The 21,044-nt window shown below is 36.0% G+C and carries 15 protein-coding genes; 7 read left to right on the top strand and 8 right to left on the bottom strand.

Going from position 1 to position 21,044, the window contains the following annotated elements:
- Positions 1-54: 54 nt before the first annotated feature.
- Positions 55-513 carry an SsrA-binding protein SmpB gene (smpB, locus tag FB551_RS18480; protein WP_047427948.1) on the bottom strand — a complete coding sequence of 153 codons (459 nt, stop codon included), beginning with the start codon at positions 511-513 and terminating at the stop codon, positions 55-57.
- A gap of 121 nt (positions 514-634) precedes the next feature.
- Between smpB and FB551_RS18475 the strand changes: the two genes are divergently transcribed.
- A complete protein-coding gene (locus tag FB551_RS18475; protein ID WP_047427693.1) occupies positions 635-2,257 on the top strand; it encodes an ABC-F family ATP-binding cassette domain-containing protein in 1,623 nt (540 codons plus the stop codon).
- 75 nt (positions 2,258-2,332) lie between these two features.
- On the opposite strand, the gene FB551_RS18470 is transcribed toward FB551_RS18475, so the two are convergent.
- A complete protein-coding gene (locus FB551_RS18470; RefSeq protein WP_142018505.1) occupies positions 2,333-4,087 on the bottom strand; it encodes a fibronectin type III domain-containing protein in 1,755 nt (584 codons plus the stop codon).
- Between the two features lie 387 nt (positions 4,088-4,474).
- Between FB551_RS18470 and recJ the strand changes: the two genes are divergently transcribed.
- The 3 genes from recJ to FB551_RS18455 all read left to right on the top strand — a co-directional run bounded on the left by recJ (position 4,475) and on the right by FB551_RS18455 (position 7,230).
- Positions 4,475-6,187, top strand: a complete 1,713-nt coding sequence (gene recJ / locus FB551_RS18465) for a single-stranded-DNA-specific exonuclease RecJ (RefSeq protein ID WP_047427687.1) — start codon at positions 4,475-4,477, stop codon at positions 6,185-6,187.
- Positions 6,188-6,223: 36 nt separating this feature from the next.
- The gene (gene nadD / locus FB551_RS18460; RefSeq protein WP_142018504.1) at positions 6,224-6,808 is read left to right on the top strand and encodes a nicotinate (nicotinamide) nucleotide adenylyltransferase; all 585 of its coding nucleotides are present in this window, start codon (positions 6,224-6,226) and stop codon (positions 6,806-6,808) included.
- Positions 6,809-6,891: 83 nt separating this feature from the next.
- Positions 6,892-7,230 carry a DUF3817 domain-containing protein gene (locus tag FB551_RS18455; protein ID WP_142018503.1) on the top strand — a complete coding sequence of 113 codons (339 nt, stop codon included), beginning with the start codon at positions 6,892-6,894 and terminating at the stop codon, positions 7,228-7,230.
- A gap of 50 nt (positions 7,231-7,280) precedes the next feature.
- Here the strand turns inward: FB551_RS18455 and FB551_RS18450 are convergent, their stop codons facing one another.
- Positions 7,281-9,062: a carboxypeptidase-like regulatory domain-containing protein gene (locus FB551_RS18450; protein ID WP_142018502.1), complete on the bottom strand. Its 1,782-nt coding sequence runs from the start codon at positions 9,060-9,062 to the stop codon at positions 7,281-7,283.
- A 321-nt stretch (positions 9,063-9,383) separates the two neighbouring features.
- Here FB551_RS18450 and FB551_RS18445 point away from each other — a divergent pair, with 321 nt between their 5' ends.
- The 3 genes from FB551_RS18445 (at position 9,384) to FB551_RS18435 (ending at position 14,889) form a co-directional block, all read left to right on the top strand.
- A complete protein-coding gene (locus FB551_RS18445) occupies positions 9,384-11,645 on the top strand; it encodes an outer membrane beta-barrel family protein (protein ID WP_142018501.1) in 2,262 nt (753 codons plus the stop codon).
- Between the two features lie 44 nt (positions 11,646-11,689).
- Entirely contained in the window at positions 11,690-13,948 is a 2,259-nt protein-coding gene (locus FB551_RS18440) for a TonB-dependent receptor domain-containing protein (RefSeq protein WP_142018500.1), read from the top strand.
- An 80-nt stretch (positions 13,949-14,028) separates the two neighbouring features.
- Positions 14,029-14,889, top strand: a complete 861-nt coding sequence (locus tag FB551_RS18435; protein ID WP_142018499.1) for an alpha/beta hydrolase — start codon at positions 14,029-14,031, stop codon at positions 14,887-14,889.
- A gap of 51 nt (positions 14,890-14,940) precedes the next feature.
- On the opposite strand, the gene FB551_RS18430 is transcribed toward FB551_RS18435, so the two are convergent.
- The 5 genes from FB551_RS18430 to FB551_RS18410 are packed head-to-tail and all read right to left on the bottom strand — an operon-like array spanning position 14,941 to position 21,044.
- Positions 14,941-16,695, bottom strand: a complete 1,755-nt coding sequence (locus FB551_RS18430) for a discoidin domain-containing protein (RefSeq protein WP_142018498.1) — start codon at positions 16,693-16,695, stop codon at positions 14,941-14,943.
- 27 nt (positions 16,696-16,722) lie between these two features.
- A complete protein-coding gene (locus FB551_RS18425) occupies positions 16,723-17,748 on the bottom strand; it encodes a hypothetical protein (RefSeq protein ID WP_142018497.1) in 1,026 nt (341 codons plus the stop codon).
- 9 nt (positions 17,749-17,757) lie between these two features.
- Complete coding sequence (locus FB551_RS18420; RefSeq protein ID WP_226798735.1) at positions 17,758-19,284, bottom strand: flavin monoamine oxidase family protein; 1,527 nt, start codon at positions 19,282-19,284, stop codon at positions 17,758-17,760.
- A gap of 37 nt (positions 19,285-19,321) precedes the next feature.
- Positions 19,322-20,836, bottom strand: a complete 1,515-nt coding sequence (locus FB551_RS18415) for a polyamine aminopropyltransferase (protein WP_142018495.1) — start codon at positions 20,834-20,836, stop codon at positions 19,322-19,324.
- Positions 20,829-21,044, bottom strand: a complete 216-nt coding sequence (locus tag FB551_RS18410) for a DUF350 domain-containing protein (protein ID WP_047427656.1) — start codon at positions 21,042-21,044, stop codon at positions 20,829-20,831. The genes FB551_RS18415 and FB551_RS18410 overlap by 8 nt, the downstream gene beginning before the upstream one ends.

Raw genomic sequence — 21,044 nt, 5'->3', positions numbered from 1 at the left:
ATAATGCAAAATAAATATAATTTTTCTTTATATACAAAGTTTTTCAAATGATTTTTAACTTTTCTTTAATATTCTGTCGAGGTTCCGTTTATTTTCTCTATCTTTTATCGCCTCTCTTTTATCGAAAAGTTTTTTCCCTCTACCAAGCGCTATCAGCACCTTTGCTTTCCCTCGGTCAGTGATATATAATTTTAAAGGTATTATGGTGTTCCCAGCATCCTTTAACTTTTTTTCAAGTTTTTGTAATTCTTTTTTGTGCAAGAGCAATTTCCGTTCCCTTTTTGTTTTGTGATTGTAAAAAGTCCCCAATTTGTACTCATCAATCATCATGTTGATGATGTACAATTCCCCATCAATAAACTGACAGAACGATTCTGTGATGGATGCTTTGGATGAACGTAAAGATTTTATTTCCGTCCCTGTTAAAACCATCCCCGCTTCATATTCTTCAAGAATCTCATATTCAAAACGGGCTCTTTTGTTTAATATATTAACTGTTTTTTCAATCTTCATCATTTTAAAATTTCGTTAATGAAATATATAAAAAATACCATACATTTAAAAACTTGACTATTATATTATTACAAAATACCCAAATTCTTTTCGTATTTTTGCGCCAAATTTACAAAACTATATGTTAACAGTATCTAACTTATCTTTACAATTCGGGAAAAGAATTCTTTTTGACGAGGTAAATATTATGTTTACCAAAGGAAACTGCTACGGGATCATCGGAGCAAACGGTGCGGGAAAGTCTACATTCCTGAAAATACTAACAGGAAAGCAGGATCCTACAACAGGGCATGTATCTCTGGAACCAGGGAAAAGAATGTCAGTTTTGGAGCAGGATCACTTTGCTTACGATCAGTTTACAGTTCTTGAAGCTGTTTTAAGAGGTAATAAAAAATTATTTGAGATAAAAGAGGAAATGGATGCGTTATACGCAAAAGAAGATTTCTCTGACGAAGACGGTATTAAAGCCGGTGAACTAGGTGTAATTTATGACGAAATGGGTGGCTGGACTGCAGAATCTGATGCTCAGACCATGCTTTCTAATGTAGGAATTACAGATGATATGCACTGGCAGCTGATGAGTGAACTTGAGAACAAAGACAAAGTAAAAGTTCTTTTGGCTCAGGCACTTTTCGGAAATCCTGATGTATTGATTCTGGATGAGCCTACCAACGACCTTGATATCGATACCATCTCATGGCTGGAAGACTTCCTTGCTGATTATGAAAACACGGTAATCGTTGTATCTCACGACCGTCACTTCCTTGATACGGTTTGTACACACATCGGTGACCTTGATTATTCTAAGCTTAACCTATACACAGGTAACTACTCTTTCTGGTACCAGGCTTCTCAATTGGCAACAAGACAAAGAGCTCAGGCCAACAAGAAAGCTGAAGAGAAGAAAAAAGAACTTCAGGACTTCATTGCAAGATTCAGTTCCAACGTTGCTAAGGCAAAACAGGCTACTGCAAGAAAGAAAATGATCGACAAATTAAATATTGACGATATTAAGCCTTCTTCAAGAAGATATCCTGCTATTATTTTCGAAATGGAAAGAGAAGCCGGAGATCAGATTTTAGATGTAAAAGGTCTTGAAAAAACCAAAGACGGGGAATTATTATTCTCTAATATTGATCTGAACCTTAAAAAAGGAGACAAAGTAGCAGTACTTTCTAAAAACTCTCTGGCCATTACAGAATTCTTCGAGATTCTTGCTGGAAATGTACAGGCTGACAAAGGAACTGTTGCGTGGGGAGTAACAACCAATCAGTCTCACATGCCTTTGGACAACACCAACTTCTTCCAGGAAGACCTAAGCCTGGTTGACTGGTTGAGACAGTTTACAAAGAACGATGAAGAGCGCCACGAAGAATTTGTAAGAGGATTCCTTGGAAGAATGCTATTCTCAGGAGATGAAGCTTTAAAATCTTGTAAGGTACTTTCAGGGGGTGAAAAAATGAGATGTATGTTCAGTAGAATGATGCTTCAAAAAGCTAACGTTCTTTTATTAGATGAACCTACCAACCACTTAGACCTGGAGAGTATTACAACGTTGAACAACTCTTTATCTAACTTTAAAGGAAATCTTTTACTGGCATCTCATGACCACGAAATGCTTTCAACAGTCTGTAACAGAATCATCGAATTAACTCCTACCGGAATTATCGACAGAGAAATGACTTACGATGAATACCTTGCTGATAAAAAAGTAAAAGAATTAAGAGAGAAAATGTATTCTTAATTTTAAAATATTTTTCAAAATAAAAATAGCTGTTCGTTTGAACAGCTATTTTTATATAATGAATTGGCTAAGTTATTATTTCTTAATAAAATTATGGGTATAAGAAGTTCCGTCTGCATTCTGAACCGCAAGAACATAATCTCCTTTAATCAATCGAGAAACATCAATTTTTCCTTCTGTTTTATCTAAAGACAACACCATCTTCCCTGAAATATCAAATATCTTAACTGCTGCAATTTTCTTATCTCCTTTAAGATTTAAATAATCACTTGTTGGATTGGGATAGATCTGTAAATTCTTAGATAAAAGATTTTCAGATGTAGACAAGTTAGCTAAAGTTAATGATACATTATCAAAAGCCATCGTTCCCATTCCAAAAGGGGCACTCGCGCTCATGACAGCCGTTGTATACATATTAAATCCCAAATAATAAACCCCGGTTGCTGCAGGTGTAATTGTAAAAGCCTCGGATACAGGCACATGTGTACTGACATTCACGTTAGGATAGTCGTGAATTATATTGGTCATTGCAACATCTAACGGTGATGTACCATATGCAACCTTAAAATTTTGAGGACTGCCCTGATTAATATAATCAAATGTAAAAGTATAAGAAGCACCTGCCTGCAGGTTGATTCCATTAGTATAAAACCATGTATTTTTATCACTTGAACCACTACTATATGTATAAAGTATGTTAGAATTAAAACCTAACGATGCCCCAATACCAGTACTCCAATTTGTTCCAGGATTTATAAGTTGCTGCGAAGTACACGTTGGAAGGGTCCCATATGAAGAATTGAAATCCTCTGTATAAGGTGTATCAACGGATAAACAAGGTGTCGTAAAATTAGCCATTACCGGACTCCATTCACTCACGCTCCCTCCTCCACAGTTTGATCTTACCCAAATATTATAGGATGTAGCGGGAGATAAGCCTGTAATGTTTTTTGTAGCAGTCGTAATTCCTGTATCTGTTGGTGTAGTGGATCCTACAGGAGCTGCGTTTGAAGTACTCCTGTAAAGTTCATAAGACGATACTCCCGGAACGGCTGTCCAGGAAACTGTAGCGGAATTTGAAGTCAAATTGGAAACTGTTATAGAATCCGGTGCGATACAGCTGCCGGCAGCAATATAAGAAAACCCAAAAACAGATAAAATACCTGTTGAAGAATTTTTCTTAACAGATATACTGGCAATGCTTTTTGACTGATTTGCAGAACTAATCTGCAACGCTATTTCATATAACCTGGGATTATAAGTGATATTTTCTATAGCATCAGTAACTCTATTTACGCGCCCAATTCCCATTATTGCAAATCCTGTTCCCCAATACCAATCATTAATAGACTGATTTGTAAATGTCTGATTAGTCCCATCTGTAAAATTGACTACAATATTAGCAACAGAACTTCCGCCTCCAGCGGTTGCCAACACAAACAATTTTGATACCTTGGGTGATGATGCAAAATTTAAACTTCCCGAATCATTGATATTTTCGAGCCTTAATGCATTATTCGACGTGTAGGGAGCCAACTGAAATGACAACCCTGTTGTATTTGCGGAATTAATTAGTCCTGAACTTGGTAATCCTGAAGTAGGCGTCACTCCTGCTGCGTTTACAAAGTCTTTAGACATAAATACATAACCATTAGCTGGTGAATCCACATTTTGAGTGGTACTGGATGATGATGCGCCTGATCCGTTTGCAATAAGATCAGCATTATACCCACTAACCACCTGTAGCGTCTGATAAGTTTGTGCATTAATTTCACTAAACAACAATACTGTCATTAAGCAAAAGAAACCTACTGTAATTTTTTTTCTCATAATTTGTATTTTTATTCAGTACAAATATAATTTATTTTCAAACAAACCTAACGAATTAACATATTTTAACTAATTTAATTCATATTATAAACAAAATATTATTACATCCACAAACAAAAAAACTTTATAAACAGAATAAATATTATCTACTTTTCGAATTAAATTTCACCATTTATCTGTTTTAGTATAATTTTTATAAGAGGATAAATTTTCAAACTACAGCAACGGTAATGGTTGAGAATCGCTCGGTTCTTTAATAAAAACAGCAACTGAATGTGCCGGAAATAAACAGAATAATCTCTTTCTGTACTATTTCTTCAAGTAAATTCATAATTCTTCCCAATTTTGAAACTGTCTTTTTACACTTTTTTTCCTTATTTTTGTGAAATGAGTCAAAAATGGATTTACAAGCCTGAACCCGATGAGGAAGTTGTGGACAGACTAAGTTCGTCACTTGGTTTTGGTACTTTTGAATCTAAAATCCTCGTTCTAAGGGGAATTGACAATTATCAAAAGGCCAGAGAATTTTTCAAACCTAACCTTACCGATATACACAATCCGTTTTTAATGGCAGACATGCAAAAGGCTGTAGAGCGCATTGCAACGGCTATTGAAAATGGTGAAAAAATATTGGTATATGGTGACTATGATGTGGATGGAACCACAGCAGTTGCTTTAATGTATCTATATCTCAGTAAAATTGTTGAGAAAAAATATTTGGATTATTACATTCCGGACAGAAACTCTGAAGGATACGGAATTTCTACAGAAGGAATTGATTTCGCCAAAGAAAATGGTTTTTCATTAATCATTGCTCTGGATTGCGGAATAAAAGCCCTGGATATGATCAACTATGCCAAGAATCTGGACATAGATTTTATTATCTGCGACCATCACCTTCCGGGTGAAGAGATTCCTGATGCTGCGGCTGTACTTGATCCTAAAAGAAGTGACTGCCGATATCCTTTCAAAGAACTTTCCGGATGTGGCGTTGGTTTTAAACTTTGCCAGGGACTTAATACAATTTACAAATTACCGGAAGCAGAATTATTTGAACTGACAGACCTTTTGGCAATTTCCATTGCTGCAGATATTGTTTCCATGACAGGTGAAAACAGAGTTTTGGCTAAAATGGGATTAAAAACCCTCAGAAAAACCAGAAATCTTGGGTTACGATTATTGATTCCTGAGGATAAGCTCTCTCATTTTGAAATTTCCAATATCGTTTTTGAAATAGCTCCTAAAATTAATGCTGCCGGAAGAATTTCTCATGGTAAAGCAGCTGTAGAGCTTATGGTTTCTGACAATCTGAAACATGCCAACCAGATTGTAAATGATATCATGAACCTCAACGATGAAAGACGTGAACTGGACATGAATTCCACACTTTCTGCTCTGAATCAGATTATAGAATCCCAGCAGGAAACCAAACATACCACCATCGTATATCATCCCGAATGGAATAAAGGGGTAATTGGTATCGTTGCCTCGAGACTTATTGAAACGTATTATAAACCTACGCTTGTTTTTACCGATGGTAATAATGGGGAGATGGTAGCTTCCGCAAGATCTGTTTCTGATTTTGATGTACATGAAGCTCTCGATCTCTGTTCTGAATATTTCCTTAAATTCGGGGGGCATCACGCTGCCGCCGGACTTTCAATGGAGAAAGAGAAGTTTGCTGCCTTCAAAGAAAAATTTGAAAGAATAGTTTCTGAAAAAATCAAGGATCATCAGAAAGAACCTTCTATTACCATTGATACTGAGATTACAGTGGACGAAATCAACAGAGAGTTTATCAATTTCCACAGAAAGCTGGCTCCATTCGGACCTCATAATATGAAACCTATCTTTACATTAACGAATCAAAAGCTTTCCGGATATGTAAAAACAATGGGAAAAGATAATAATCACCTGAAGTTTTATATCAGACAGGAATCTACGGGACGTAATATTGAATGTGTCGGATTTAAACTGGGACAGTTTGTTGAAGATTTTAAAAATAAAAATTTCGATCTTGCTTTTACCCTGGAAGAAAACCACTGGAAGGGCAATGTCACCCATTATCTTAATATCAAGGATGTAAAATTCAGGGATTAACTATTACCTATAATCTTCTACCTGCTACCTTAACAAATGAAAAAAATCGGTTTATTTTTCGGATCATTTAATCCTATTCATATCGGACACCTTATTCTGGCCAATTATATTCTGGAAAATTCTGATATGGATGAGCTTTGGTTTGTAGTGAGCCCGCAAAATCCATTTAAAGACAAAAAATCTTTACTGAATGACCATAACAGACTTGATATGGTACAGCTTGCGGTAAAGAATTATCCCAATATGAGAGCTTCCAATGTGGAGTTTTCCCTTCCGAAACCAAGCTATACTATTGATACTCTGACGTATCTTCATGAAAAACACCCTGATTACTCTTTCAGCCTGATCATGGGAGAAGATAATCTGAAGAGCCTTCACAAGTGGAAAAATTCTGATATCCTGATCAAAAATCATCATATCATTGTTTATCCAAGAGTATTTGAGGGGGAAAAGAAAGATTCTGAATATTTACAGCATGAAAATATCTCCATGATCAAAGCTCCGGTAATAGAACTTTCTGCTACAGAAATCCGTACGATGCTTAAAAATGGTAAAAATGTAAGGCCTATGCTGCCACCTGAAGTTTTTGAATATTTGGATGGTAGTAGTTTTTATAAGTAATTTTGCCTATTGGAAATGAGAGGCTAAAATTAAAAGCCAGAGAAAGACTCTTACCTTTTATCTCTCACCTCATAATTTAAGAAATGGACTTCATCGAAAAATTTTTCTCAAAATATTCTCAGGAAAAAATCATCAAATGGTTTAAACAGATCTGTCTTGCAGAAGCCGTTTCGTGTCTTTTACTGTATTGCGTTGCGATGATCTGGATCCGATATGATGAAAATTTATATTCTATCATCTTCATCAGTGTTATTGGTAGTTTGCACGGATTATTTTTCACCCTTTATCTATTACTATGCCTTCCTGCAAGAAAAATTTATAACTGGGATGATGAGGATTTTGTTTTTGCCTTATTATCGGCATTCTTCCCTTTTGCAACGATTTGGGTAGATAAAAAGCTTGCACGATTCGATAGAGAATAAATACACCATAAAAAAAGGACCATTTTGGTCCTTTTTATTTTTTACAGTAATTACAAATCTCTTTTCACATGTCCTGTTGCCGTGAAGGTATGATTTCCAGAACTATCAGTATATGTTCCATTGACTGTGAAATCTATGTAGTCTCCTACTGCTCCAAAAGAAGTTATATTCACAACTACATTTCCGTTATTGGAGTTAATAGAACCTCCAGAAAATTCAAGCCCATAATAGGATGTAAAGCTTGCAGCCACTCCCAACATATTATTCTGAGTCATAGTAAAGAATGGTCCGGTCCCATTCATAGAATTTATTCGCAATTGTTTAGATGACATAGTAGGTGATGTAGGTATAAGACCTGTCCATTGTGCATTGAACAATCCCACTATATTTACGGTTGGTTGATTATCAATTTTATAGCTGATCAATTCGCTCAAAGCATTACAAACCATGATATTCCCCAAATTGACTGTCGTAGATTGAGCCGTGAAAGTTACTTCATTGGTACTTTGTAAATTAATAGCATCAAACCCCTCATAGGTAAACTGAGGATTTGCAGTACATGCATATGTGTTGAATGTAAAACCTCCAGTACTGTTTACCGGTAAGGACAAATACTGAAAATAGTTTGTGTTTAAGGCAGATTTCAATATTACATAACCATCGGTAACATCGGTATTTGTACAGGTTTTAAGACTTCCCTGAATAGTATAATTAACAGACGTGGAATTGGTTATGGTAATATCAGGGATTGTTGTTACAATTCCAACGGGAAAAGGGCCTACATTAGAGGTATATAATACGTTATTACAAACATCATAAACTTTTAAAACGAGAACCTCACCTGCCGGAACAATTCCGGAAACCATTCCTGTATTATCTGTCATTCCGTAACTTTCATATGCTTGAGAAGTTCTCTTTAAAACAACTCTAGTATTAGGTAAAACCTGCCCTGCTGCGTTTTTTACTGTTACTTTCAACGTGGCTTGGGGAAACTGTGCATCATAATTCCACCAGGAAAAATGGCTTACTGTTCCTACATAAGTATTTCCGATCTTTGTAGCAGAGCCTTCTTCTTTCCACATTCCGGTATCTTCATTATAAGACCATAATGGTATTGTGGCTGGTGAGCTGGAAGTTTGTGCAGCATCCACCGGAACGCTAATTTCTGCAGTATGGCCGTTGGCAATCTGAAGATTTTGTCCGGAGCTTCCTGTTAATTGTACATGCATCATCCCAAAAGTTTCCATTATTCTGGCATTCCCTCCCGCATTGGTGGCCAAAAAGGATCCTGGCATTAATTCATTAAGATATTGGTTGGATGGAGCCAGGTGAAAAACTCCCACATTCACACTTCCTGAATATGTATTTCCATTTGCATCTTTGAAGCTTCCATCGAATTTCACTTTGGTTCCGTTGGGTAGTGAAACTGTAGATACTGAGCCAGCAGTAATTGTAGATGTCGTTGTTACAGGAATCATCATGATATTCACTCTGTTTATTCCGTTGGTAGGAACTAAAACTCTTGATGCATTTACAAAGCCAGCCCTGGTCACTTTTACATGGGCAAAGTTTTCTTTTACTGAAGCATTTTTAAATGTGAAGAAACCTTTAAGATTGGTAGTAACTGTATTGGTTCCAATGGTAACTGTTGCTCCGGAAACCGGCATTCCGTTTGTATCAAGAACTACTCCCTGGAAATTTCGTTGTGTAGTATTTCCAAAATTATAATTAGATGTTGAATTTGGGGTATTTTCTTCTATTTCTAATAAAGCTTCATTTTTACATGAAAATAATAATATAGACAACAAAAATAAGAGGTAAAATTTTCTCATATGGTATTAGTTTTTAGTTTTCACTAAATTAATAATAAAATAACATCACTGATATTTTTTATTCTTTTTCTTCAATTTTAAAAAAATCTTTATTAATTTTTGTCTTTGATGTAACATTTACTTCTCCTTATTTGTCTTATTATACAGAAAAGGTCAGGCAATCAATATTTTAATGTAAATTTTTAATAACTGATAATCAATTGATTACATTTATTTATAAATATTTTTCAGTACTTTGTATTGCATGATACTAGATTTATTATATATCTTTGTAATGTTAAATAACAAACCATACAAGCTATTAATTAAAAAAGAATAATCATGAAGACTCAAATTCTTATTGCAGCACTATTTTTCGGTGGACTTATCACTGCCCAGCAGAAAAAAGATAGTTTGAAAGTAAATGCTATAGATGCAGTGACTCTCAAGAAGCAGGTTTTCAAAAAGCAGGGTGACCGTTTGGTATACGATGTAGCTTCTTCATCTATCGCAAAAGGAACCAACACCTTTAATCTTTTGAAACAAACACCGATGATTTCCAGCATTGACGGAAAAACGCTGAAGATTTTGGGAAAAAATGATGCGGTAATTTACATCAACAATAAGAAAACCAATATGGATTCTGAGGCATTGATTGAAATGCTGAAGTCTACTCCATCTGAGGATATCCAGAAAATAGAAGTCATTACAGTTCCCGGAAGTGAATTCCAGGTTGAATCTAAAGAAGGCGTGATTAATATTGTCATGAAAAAAAGCAAAAACAACGGCTACAACGGAACGCTGAAAATGCAGAACGAGCAGGCTTATTACAATAATCCCAATGCAGGAGCTTCTTTTAACTTCAGACAGGGAAAATGGTCTGGTAATTCTAATTTCAGAACAGGCAGCTGGACAGACAGACAAAGATATACGCTGTCCAACGGAGATCCTACTTTCAAAAATGAATCCTTTGGGTTTAATGACGATCCTAACAAAAATTTTGGTGGAGGCTTCAATGTTGATTACGAGATCAATAAAAAACACAGTCTTGGATTCTCCTACAATATGAGATACAATAAAAGCTTCAATTCCGTACTGGATATTACTAACTGGCAAAACGGGGTGTTAAATAACAGAACAGTCAATAATGAGGATGCACAGACCAGAAATCACTCTTTCAATTTAAATTATGAGATGAAAACAGATTCCCTGGGAAGTAAGCTTACATCAAACATTTCTTACCTGTGGTTCAACAGGGATAAAGTAAGTTTCAATGAAAGTTTTCCTTTAACGAATGATACCATCAACAAATATTCAGCATTACATCAGGCAGTGCCACAAATTATCAACAATTACGCAGCTAATATTGATTATCTGAAAAAAACAGCGAAAGGAGCTACATGGTTGATGGGAGTAAGTTATAACCACACTAATACGGATAATGATACCAGACAGGATAAACTGAAAAACGGAGAATTTATCATCGATCCCAACCAAACCAATCACTTTATTTACAAGGAAAACATATTGGGGATTTATCTGAACTATGAAAGAAAATTAACTGAAAAAATATCCGGAAAAATAGGTACCCGATATGAAATGACCAGAAGTACCGGAGATATTGTAGACAAAACAGGATTTGAAAGAAATTACAACAACCTTCTGCCTTACCTGAATTTAAATTATGCCATCAGTGCAGACCATAATTTAAGTTATACTTTTTCCAGCAGAATCAGAAGACCTAGATTCTGGGAGCTGAATCCTTCAAGAACCTATTTTACTCCAACCAATTATACACAGAACAATCCATTTATATTGGCTTCCAAATACTATAATCAGGAACTTAATTATATGTACAAAAATGCATTCTATGCCAATCTTAGTTTTAATATGGTGGAAGATGCAGCAGCCTCAGACCTGATTCCATTGCAGGGAACGGTAACAGCTCCTAAAAAAGATTCTAAGGGGAAAATCATCAAGGATATCAAAGGAAATCCAATTATGGAAACTACCAGATTCTTAAGATATATCAGAACTAATTATGGTAAGAACAGGGAGATTGCATTAACTCTTGGAATGAACAAATCATGGTTCAAAGACATATGGACAACCAACTATTCTGTCAATTTAGGATATGTTACCTATAAGGGTGGCGTATTTGAAGATCCTACTTCTATGCCCGTTCCGGGAGAAACTGAAGTAGTAGATCCTTATATCATTGATGTTAAAAACTACAATATGTCTGCAACCCTCAATAATGTTATCAGACTGTCTTCTAAAAAAGACTGGTTCCTGGGAGTGAATTACTTCTTTGCCAGCCAGACCGCAATGGAAGGAGGAATGATTGGAGCGAGACAAAGCTTTGATTTGAGTCTGAAAAAAATTGCAGGAGACTGGACAATCGTAGCTGAAGTGAGTGACTTATTCAATCAAAGTTTCTACAGTATTAAAGGAGTACAGCCTAATGGAAAATACAATAATATCACCAACTTCAACTATCCAAGGCTAATGAGCATCGGGGTTACCTATAATTTCGGAAATCAGAAACTGAAAAAAGCAAGGGAAATGAAATCAGCTAATGATGCTGTAAAATCAAGAACCTGATTTATAAAAACTTTATTACTAAACCACTCTTAAATAACAACAACATGAAACGTATAATTTTGTCAATGGCCATCGTATTCGGTACTTGCGCATTTGCTCAGGAGAAGAAATCTGATACGGCAAAAACAAAAAATATAGAAGGAGTCACCATTACAAAGCAGGTTTTCAAAAAGCAAAGCGACCGTTTTGTATATGATGTAGCAGCTTCTCCCGTAGCGAAAGGAAATACTACTTTTGACCTCCTGAAGCAGACCCCGTTATTATCTTCCACAGACGATAAAACATTAAAAATTGCCGGAAAAAATAATGCGCTGATCTATATCAACGGAAGAAAAAGCAATATGGATTCCGAATCTCTGGCTCAGTTTCTGAAAAATACTCCGGCTGAGAATATCCAGAAAATTGAAGTCATTACAGTTCCGGGAAGTGAGTATCAGGCAGAATCATCTGATGGGATCATCAATATCGTTTTAAAGAAAAAAATGAGTGATGGCCTGAATGGAAACATGAGAATGTCTAACACCACCAATAAATACAATGGAAGCCAGGCAAGCTTCTCAGCCAACTACAGAAAAAACAAACTGGGAATAAGCGCCAGCCTTAGCGGGGGTGAAAATATCGAGCCACAAACTTATACTTTAAGAAATGGGACTGTAAAAACTTCTAATGAATCTGTAGGAGATGTTGATGACCCGAATAAAAACATAGGGGGTTACCTGAATATTGATTATCAGCTGAATGATAAGAGCAATCTTGCATTATCATGGAACACATGGGCCAATAAAAGTTATAATTCAACGGTAGACTTATTTAATACCATTAAAAAAACAAATACAGAATATACATGGTCTAAAAACCGGGAGGATTCAAGATCTTATAACAATTCTGTGAATTTAAATTATGAATTAAAAACGGATTCGTTAGGCAGTAAACTGAATGTAAACGGTGCTTACCTCAACTATAGAAGATTTCAGTTCACAGATAACCAAACTTTCGCTTCAGATATTGACAGAGTTGTTGGGACAAGAACAAGACAAGTCATTCAGGACCTTCCACAGATCATTAATAACTTCTCCGGAATGGTGGATTATAATCAAAAGTTTAAAAATGATCTGACGGTTTCTATAGGCGGAAATTATAACAAGACCAAAACAGATAACGATTCTAAAAACATCACTTACTCCTTTAATCCCGTAAAAGCTCCGGATTCAAGGCCTAACCATTTTATCTATGATGAAAACATCTACGGAATGTATCTTACCGTTGAGAAAAAAATTTCCGACAAACTTTCCGGAAAAGTAGGTGCCAGATACGAAATTACAAACAGCCTTGGAACTTCTGACAATGCTCCCACAGAAGCCCTAAGAAGAATTGAAAGAAATTACAAAAACCTTCTTCCCTATCTAAGTCTGAATTATGCAATTAATGATAAAAACAATATCTCCTATTCCTTCTCAAGCAGAATGAGAAGACCTAGTTTCTGGGAACTTAATCCGGTAAGAAACATTCTTACAGATGATAATTATACTCAGAACAACCCATTTGTAAAGGCATCTTCCACCTATAATCAGGAGCTTACTTATATGTTCAAAAATTCATATTTCCTGATTCTAAATCACTCTTATATTCAGGATGTGATCACACAGGTTCCGCTTCAGGGATATCCGGTATCGCCGGCCGGGAAGGAAGGAGAAAACCCGGCTTTAAGATATATCAGAACCAATTTTGGGAATAAGCAGGAAATGTCTGCCATGGTAGGTATTCAAAAGTCATTTTTCAAACAATACTGGACGACCAATTTCAATATCGGTGTACAGCATAATATTAACAATGGAAGTCTTGATACTGATCCTACAACCGGAGACCGATTCAAAGATCAAAAAGGTCCTAATGGAAACTTTATTACCTACACCAATAAAACCAATTCTACCAGCCTTTTGATCCAAACCAACAACACCGTTCGTCTTGATAAAAAGAAAACATGGTTCTTCGGACTTAATTATTTCTTCGTAGACAAGCAGCAGATTGAGCTTGGTTCATTGAAAAACCTGATGAGTTTAGATCTTAGTCTTAAGAAAATGTGGAACGACTGGACGTTTGCAGTGAATGTAAATGATGTACTGAATACCAACATCGTTAAAATTGAGGACTTTCAGGAAAACGGGAATTATAATTATGTCCATCAAAACCGCTACAACAGAAGCTTAATCGTAAGTCTTACCTATAATTTCGGAAACCAGAAGGTGAAAAAGGTAAGAGATATAGAAGGCGCATCAGATGCCATTAAAAGCAGAACAAGGTAAAAGAATTATCTTTCTTCATATTCAATTATTCTTACGGTATCCGCTGATTATTTTCAGCGGATTTTTTATATTTAATCACTATGAAAAAACACATACCGATTATTTTAATTTACATGAGTCTTCTTTTTCTTTGGGCTGGCTGTACAGAAAAAAAGATTAAACTAGGTAAGGATATCAACTTTGACAAAGAGGAGAATATTCATTACGGAAAGAGTGCTGAACAGGTAATGGATCTCTATATTCCACAAATCAAAACAACTCAGGAAAAGAATGTTTTTATCATGATTCATGGTGGGGGCTGGCGCAGTGGAAATAAATCACAGCTTACATTTTTCACTCTTTCTATGATGGAGAGATTTCCCGATTATATCTTCGTTAATATGAACTACAGACTAGCTTCAGCTAGTAACTTTGGACTTCCCAATCAAACTGATGATATAAAAAAAGTAACTGAACTACTAAAAAATAAACTGGGGTATAATCCAAATGTGATTTTATTAGGCAACAGCGCCGGAGCCCATTTATCTATGCTGTATGCCTATAAGTTTGATACAGATAAAAAAGTAAAAGCTGTGATTAATATTGTTGGTCCTGCAGACCTTTCAGATCCGGGTTTTAAAAACTATCAGGAATATTCTTTTGTGGAAAAAAGACTTGTTGATCCCCAAATACAGAAAGCGGGAACATCACTAATAGATTTTGCAAGTCCTGTAAAATGGATCGATGAAAACTCCGCTCCTACTTTATCTTACTATGGAAATTCAGATCGTGTTATTCCTTCTTCACAAGAAAAGATATTAGATTCTGTTTTAAATAAAAACCATATTTTCCATGAGTCTTATTCATTCAATGGCGGGCATCTGGACTGGGATCAACACCCAAATGATCAATTTCTTATTGATAAAATAGAAACATTTCTCAAAAAAACAGACAAAAAATAACACGTTCTGATTCTTCAAAACGTGCTATTTTTTTATTTTAAAATTGAATTTTTATTCTGACTTTGCAACGGCTGTTCTTTCTGAAACGCCATTCGCATTGAAAGCTTCAATCTGGAAATAGTAAGCATCCGTTCGGTCTGCACCTGTAAAGAAATATTCATTCTTTCCGTAGACCATAATGCTGCCATACAATTTATCAGGAGACTTTCCGAAATAAATTACATAGCCGTCTGCATCAGGATTCTGCTCCCATTTCATCCAGATACTTCTTCTTTCCCCATACTTTTTGGGATCAGCTCTTAATGGTACAAAACCTTCTACTTTTGCGGGCTGTTTTCCTGCTCCTTTTCCAAACACTCTGAAACCGCTTAATGCAAATTTTCCTGTTGGCATTTTCAGGTTTTCCATTTTAAGGAAACGGGCTTTTGCAGGATGTTCAAGTTCTACATAATCGTGAGGAACATCTTTGGTGTTTTTGCTTTTATCCACAATTACACTCCACTTTTTCCCGTCATTGGAACCGTAGATTTTATACTGATGCATTTTTCCAAAGGTTTTCCCCATGAACTCAGCATCCTGATCTGCATAATTGATCTGAATAGCATTGATGGTGGAAACCTCACCCAAATCCGTTTGAAACCATTCCCCGGAATTTCCTGTTTTGGCGCTCCAGTAGGTTTTGATATCTTCATCTACAGCATAGTTGGGCTGATATCCACCTAAAGTAGACGATACCTGAACAGGTTTGTTATAATTCAGCAGCATCCAGCCGGCAAAAAGACCTTTTGTAAAATCTTTTCCCTGTGCGTATTGCGGAAGATAAGTAGGATAATCTCCATAAGCTGTATTACAGTACATTACATCATCTTTATCAAACCCTGCAGGCCAGATTCCCAGTCTTCTTTCAAAATTATTTTTAGTAGAAATAAAAATGGTAGAAATGTGCCACCAGTTTTTGTAATTATCTTCAAACGTAGCTCCGTGGCCTGCTCCTCTGGCAAATCCTCCAGGTTTATAGGAAAACGGATTATGCTGTTGATATTCGAAGCCTTCCAAAGGATTTTTACTTACGTATACTCCATCCGAGTATCCACTGAATTCTGTTGCCGGAGCACCGTACTGCATATAATATTTTCCGTTATGCTTTGTCATCCAAGCTCCTTCTACAAAAGGCTGAAGAAAAACATTGTCATTGTATTCCCCAAAACGTTCCCATCCGTGGTCTTCAGGTTTTAATTTAATAATAGGTTTTACGAAACCTTCAGACTGAAGATTTTTTACTTTCACTTCTGTTCCCAGCAATGGCCATTCGTTACTTGAGCCCCAGTACAGATACAGTTTATTTTTATCTTCATCATAATGGAATGCCGGATCCCAAGCTCCCACTTTTAAAGTATCTACCGCTATTTTCCAGTCATCTTTCGTAGGATTTGTACTTTTCCAGATCGGGAAATCCTGTTCCCAGGTAGAACCATAAACGTATAAAGTATCTTTCATGGCCCAAACTGCAGGAGCATTAAGATCATGAATATATTTAGTATCTCTTAAAAATTTTCTTTTGACAAACTTCCAGTCCAGCATATCATCACTGTACCAGTATCCTTCCTGGTTGGTAGAAAAAAGAAACAGTTTATTCTTAAAATTAACAATCACCGGATCTGCCGTAGCGCGATGTTTCCCTTGTTTTGAAAAAACTTCAAAAGGAGTATAACCATAATCTATGTTGATAGGATTGCAGAAAGTTTTCTGCTGGGCACCAACAATAATTCCAAGAAAAATTGTCAATGACAGAAAATATTGTCTCATTTTTAGATTTTAAAGATTGAGACAAAGTTAGGTAACTTTTTTTGGTTTTCTCCAAATAAAGCCATCCAGCAGATAATGAGTAAGCTGCGGAACAACCAGTAAGGGAACCAGAAACTGAAACAGATTTTCGGAGATCATCATATTCATGGAAAAGTGCTCATTCCACACCAGGGTTTCCCACAAAAATTCTTCTACAAAAGCAAATAATAAAATGACACCAACAAATAGTAATACTCCGGAAAAAGACTTAAAAATCTGCATCCAGCTCAGCTGATGATTTTCTTTTTGTTGTATTTCCCTTATATAAATCAATGCGATGTAAGGAATTCCGTGAGAAACTACATTCAGAAAAGTAAAAAGAAGATCGTTGTTAAAGTAGATAATCCCAAAATACCAGGAAAGGAATGTTCCGGTGATCAGTGCTGTTTTGGGAATGTTAATGTTTTTTGTTTTAAAAACTTCAACAACAGTTTTAAAAAGCCAAATGATCAAAATTGCAAAATAGATGATCGTAATGAAGGGAATATAATCCGGGAGGTTTTTAAACCAGTCAAATTCATTAGTAACGAACCAGGTAAAAGCCCGGGGTGTTTTAAACCAGTACAACATCGGATAAATAGTTGCAGAGTAGATGGCAACCTCATCTATTTTTTTACTCCAGTTATTCGGTTCAAAGCGGGCATAGATCCTCATAAAGCCGTACTGTTGTCGGATAAAATGAAAAACAGCGATCAACGCCAAAACCGACCAGAATGTCAGACTTCCGAATTGAAACAGAATAATTCCCAATATCCAGCTTACAGCAGGAATTCCAAGGTAAAGAAGTTTATTTTTCTGTATTTCTCCTTTTACAAAATAGGTTTTGAACAAGGTAGAATATACATGGGCTACATCCACAAAAACAATCAGAAAAAGCCATGTATAAAAGGAATAATGATTTTCCAACCCTTGAATTTGTTTCTGAAAAAGAAAAATAACAAGCAGCACCAAAAAAGGTGGTGATAAGATAAACCACCAGTCTGTTTTTGCACTATGTATCCACGGCTGTTTCATTGTATTATTTTACATCATTTTTTCTGCAGTACGGATTCCCTGATAAAAGGCTTCTTCAAAAATAGATATTCCGGAAAGATCAGAATGGGCAAAGAAAATTTTACCTTCTATCGGTTCTTTTGCTTTTTGGGTTTCTTCACCAAAAATCTGATTGGGAACCGGAGCAATCATGGCATGCCCTATTTTATGGAACTGCATTTCGAGAATGAAATCTTCTATCAGAGGATGGGCTTTCTTCAGATCATCCAAAACTAAAGTTTTCAGTTCAGATTCTTTCATTCCGTAGAGCTTTTTCCTGGCTTTCTTACAATCTCCTGTTGAAAAGCTCTTATAGTGGGTAATTACCTTTTCACCTATAATCTGATTCAGATTCTGATGCTGGTCAAAGATATACCCCAATCCCGAAGATCCATAGATCACATTATCCCAGGCCAGTTCTTCATCTCCTCCAAATTCATTTTTCAGGGTAATGGTTGTTAAAAGCCATGGCACGTAATGAAATGAAGCTGCTTTCTGATGATTGAAAATTCTCTCGTTTACAAACTGTGGTGATGCAAACAATACTTTATCTGCAATAATCTTTTTAGTTTTCTTTTGAGTATTATCAAAGCTCAATACCTCGACCTTATCATTGATTTTTACATCAAAAACCAGATTTCCGGACATATGTTTTCCTTCTGTATATTTTGAAAAATGCTTTGCTAATCTGGCATTTCCTTCCGGCCATGTGAATACCTGATCTTTATATTTTGTGCTCCAGTTATTTTTTCTGCCAGCAAAATAATGAATTCCTGCCCACGCAGAAACATAGTCAATTCCCAACCCAAAATCGTCTCTGCACGAATAATCCAGCAGCCAGAGAAGTTCTTCAGAATGGTAGTTATTTTCGACGAGCCAGTCTTTAAAAATAATTTTTTCAAGCTTTACAACCTCATCTTCTTTGCTTGAATCATGTACCGGAATGGCAAACCAGTATTTTCCCTGTCCATCTTTCTTTACACGGAATTCATCCATTAACTTAAAAAAACGGTTAAGCTCCTGCTGCGTTTCTGCTGAAACACCTCTTTGAGGCACTATATCATTTTGCCAGGAATTTTTATAAAACAGTCTTTCCTGTTGTGGAAAAGTCATTTGATATTCATCGAGGATGGGTTCACCATTTTCTTCTGCTCCGAGGCAGATTCCACATTCTTTCAAAAAATCTATGATTTCGACGTTCTCCTTATTGGGTAACGGTAAATAATGTGCGCCTAAAGGGAATTTTGAAAATGCATTCTGTCCGTTTGAAGAGTTTCCTCCCAGATGGTTTTCCATTTCAAGGAGAAGATAATCCTGTTCATTATTCCGGCTGAAAAATCTGCATGCGGATAGTCCGGAAATTCCACCACCCACAACAAGATATTTTGTATGGATAACTTCTGAAAACTGTGGAAAATCTTTTGCCCACAGTTTATGCCCGAGAACATGATTGGTTCCGGTGATTTTTAGCAGCAAAGCTTTTACTTTCTTTCCACAATACTGCAAAAAGGGAAGCATAAGGCTACCTAAAAATATAGTTGTAAGAAAATGCTTTCTACTGTACTTTCCCCCACTCTTCATCGAAATAACGGACTAGTATCTGGTTGTCCAGACGGTTAACTTCTACTTCTTTCACTTTCATGTCTTTATTAAAATAAGACATTTGTGAAAAGTTGTAATCATAGTATTTCAAGCCAGGAAGCTTTCTATAGATCCTGTTGTTGATGGGCTCAAATGAAGCCATAGAAAATCCCCATTCTCCAAAAGACGGAACATAAGTGTGATACGCTGTTGTGAAAGGAAAAATCTGATTGATCGTTTTCTCAATACACCAGAAAGATTTTGGAGCAAAATAGGGAGAAGTGGTCTGAACCACAATCTTGGTATCAAGGGTTGTCAATCTCTCCAGTTCTTTATAAAACTGTAAGGAATAGAGTTTTCCCAAGCTGTAATTAGATGGATCCGGAAAGTCGATGATAATGACATCAAACTTCTTTTTATTCTCTTTTACCCAAATGTAAGCGTCTTTATTGATCACTTCCACCTTCGGATTGGAGAAAGAGCTTTGATTGAGCCTGCGCATGGTTTCATTCGTCTTGAAAAACTGGGTCATTTCCCCATCAAGATCTACAAGTGTTAGTTTTTTAACATCTTTATATTTTAATACTTCCCTGGCTGCAAAACCATCACCACCTCCGAGAATCAGAACATTATCAATGTTTTTTGCCATCGACATGGCAGGATGTACCAAAGCTTCATGATAACGGTATTCATCCGTGGATGAAAACTGTAAGTTGTTATTTAAATATAAACGAAACTCGTGCGTATTTCTCGTTAAAACAATTCTTTGATAGGGAGAACTTTTGGTGTACACTACATTTTCTCCATACAGTTTTTCTTCAGAATAAGACAGAATCGTATCTGAGAAAAAGAAAAGACCTAACAGAAATGTAAATGCAGTAATAGACTTTACCTTTAATGATAAGGGTTTTGATAATTCATTTGTAAGATAATAACAGAGGAATATTGCAATAGAAATATTGATCAGTCCGAAAAACAAAGGTGTTTTTACAATACCCAGCTTTGGAATCAAAACCAGTGGAAAAAGGATCGAAGCTAATAAAGCTCCAATATAATCGAACGCAAAAACGTTTGAAACTAAATCTTTAAATTGTACTCTGTCTTTCAGAATATTCATCAAAAGCGGAATTTCCACGCCGACAAGACAGCCCGTGAAAAAGACAAAAAGATATAAAACGCTTTCAAAGTGTGCGAGTGTATTGAATAAAATAAACAGCACTACAGAGCTGATTCCACCCACAATTCCAACAAGGATTTCAATCTCAATGAATTTATCAATAAGATTTCCTTTGATGAATTTTGCCAGGTAGGAACCTACTCCCATCGAGAAGAGATACACCCCGATAATGAAGGAAAACTGCTTTACAGAGTCTCCTAAAAGATAGCTCGCCAGGGCTCCTGCCACCAGCTCATAAATCAATCCACATGTAGCAATGACGAATACTGAAAACAATAAAAGCAGCTCAAGAGGAATCCTCTTCTTATCCATGAATTGCCGCGCTTATGATCATTGAAATTCCGATGATAAATGCCCCGAAAACAATAGCAATTGCTATATTCTTGTTTTGGGCGATCTCGTGCCATGTTTTTTCAGGAGTCAATTTTTCAATAATGAAATAACATACAAGTAAAATGGCGATTCCTAAAAATGAATAAAGAACCGAGTTTATTATGGGTAAGAAATTGATGTTGTCCAT

The organism is Chryseobacterium aquifrigidense (assembly GCF_006716485.1).
Taxonomy (GTDB): domain Bacteria; phylum Bacteroidota; class Bacteroidia; order Flavobacteriales; family Weeksellaceae; genus Chryseobacterium; species Chryseobacterium vietnamense.
The sequence above is the reverse complement of the archived record's forward strand: the minus strand, read 5'-3'. Positions and strand labels throughout refer to the sequence as shown.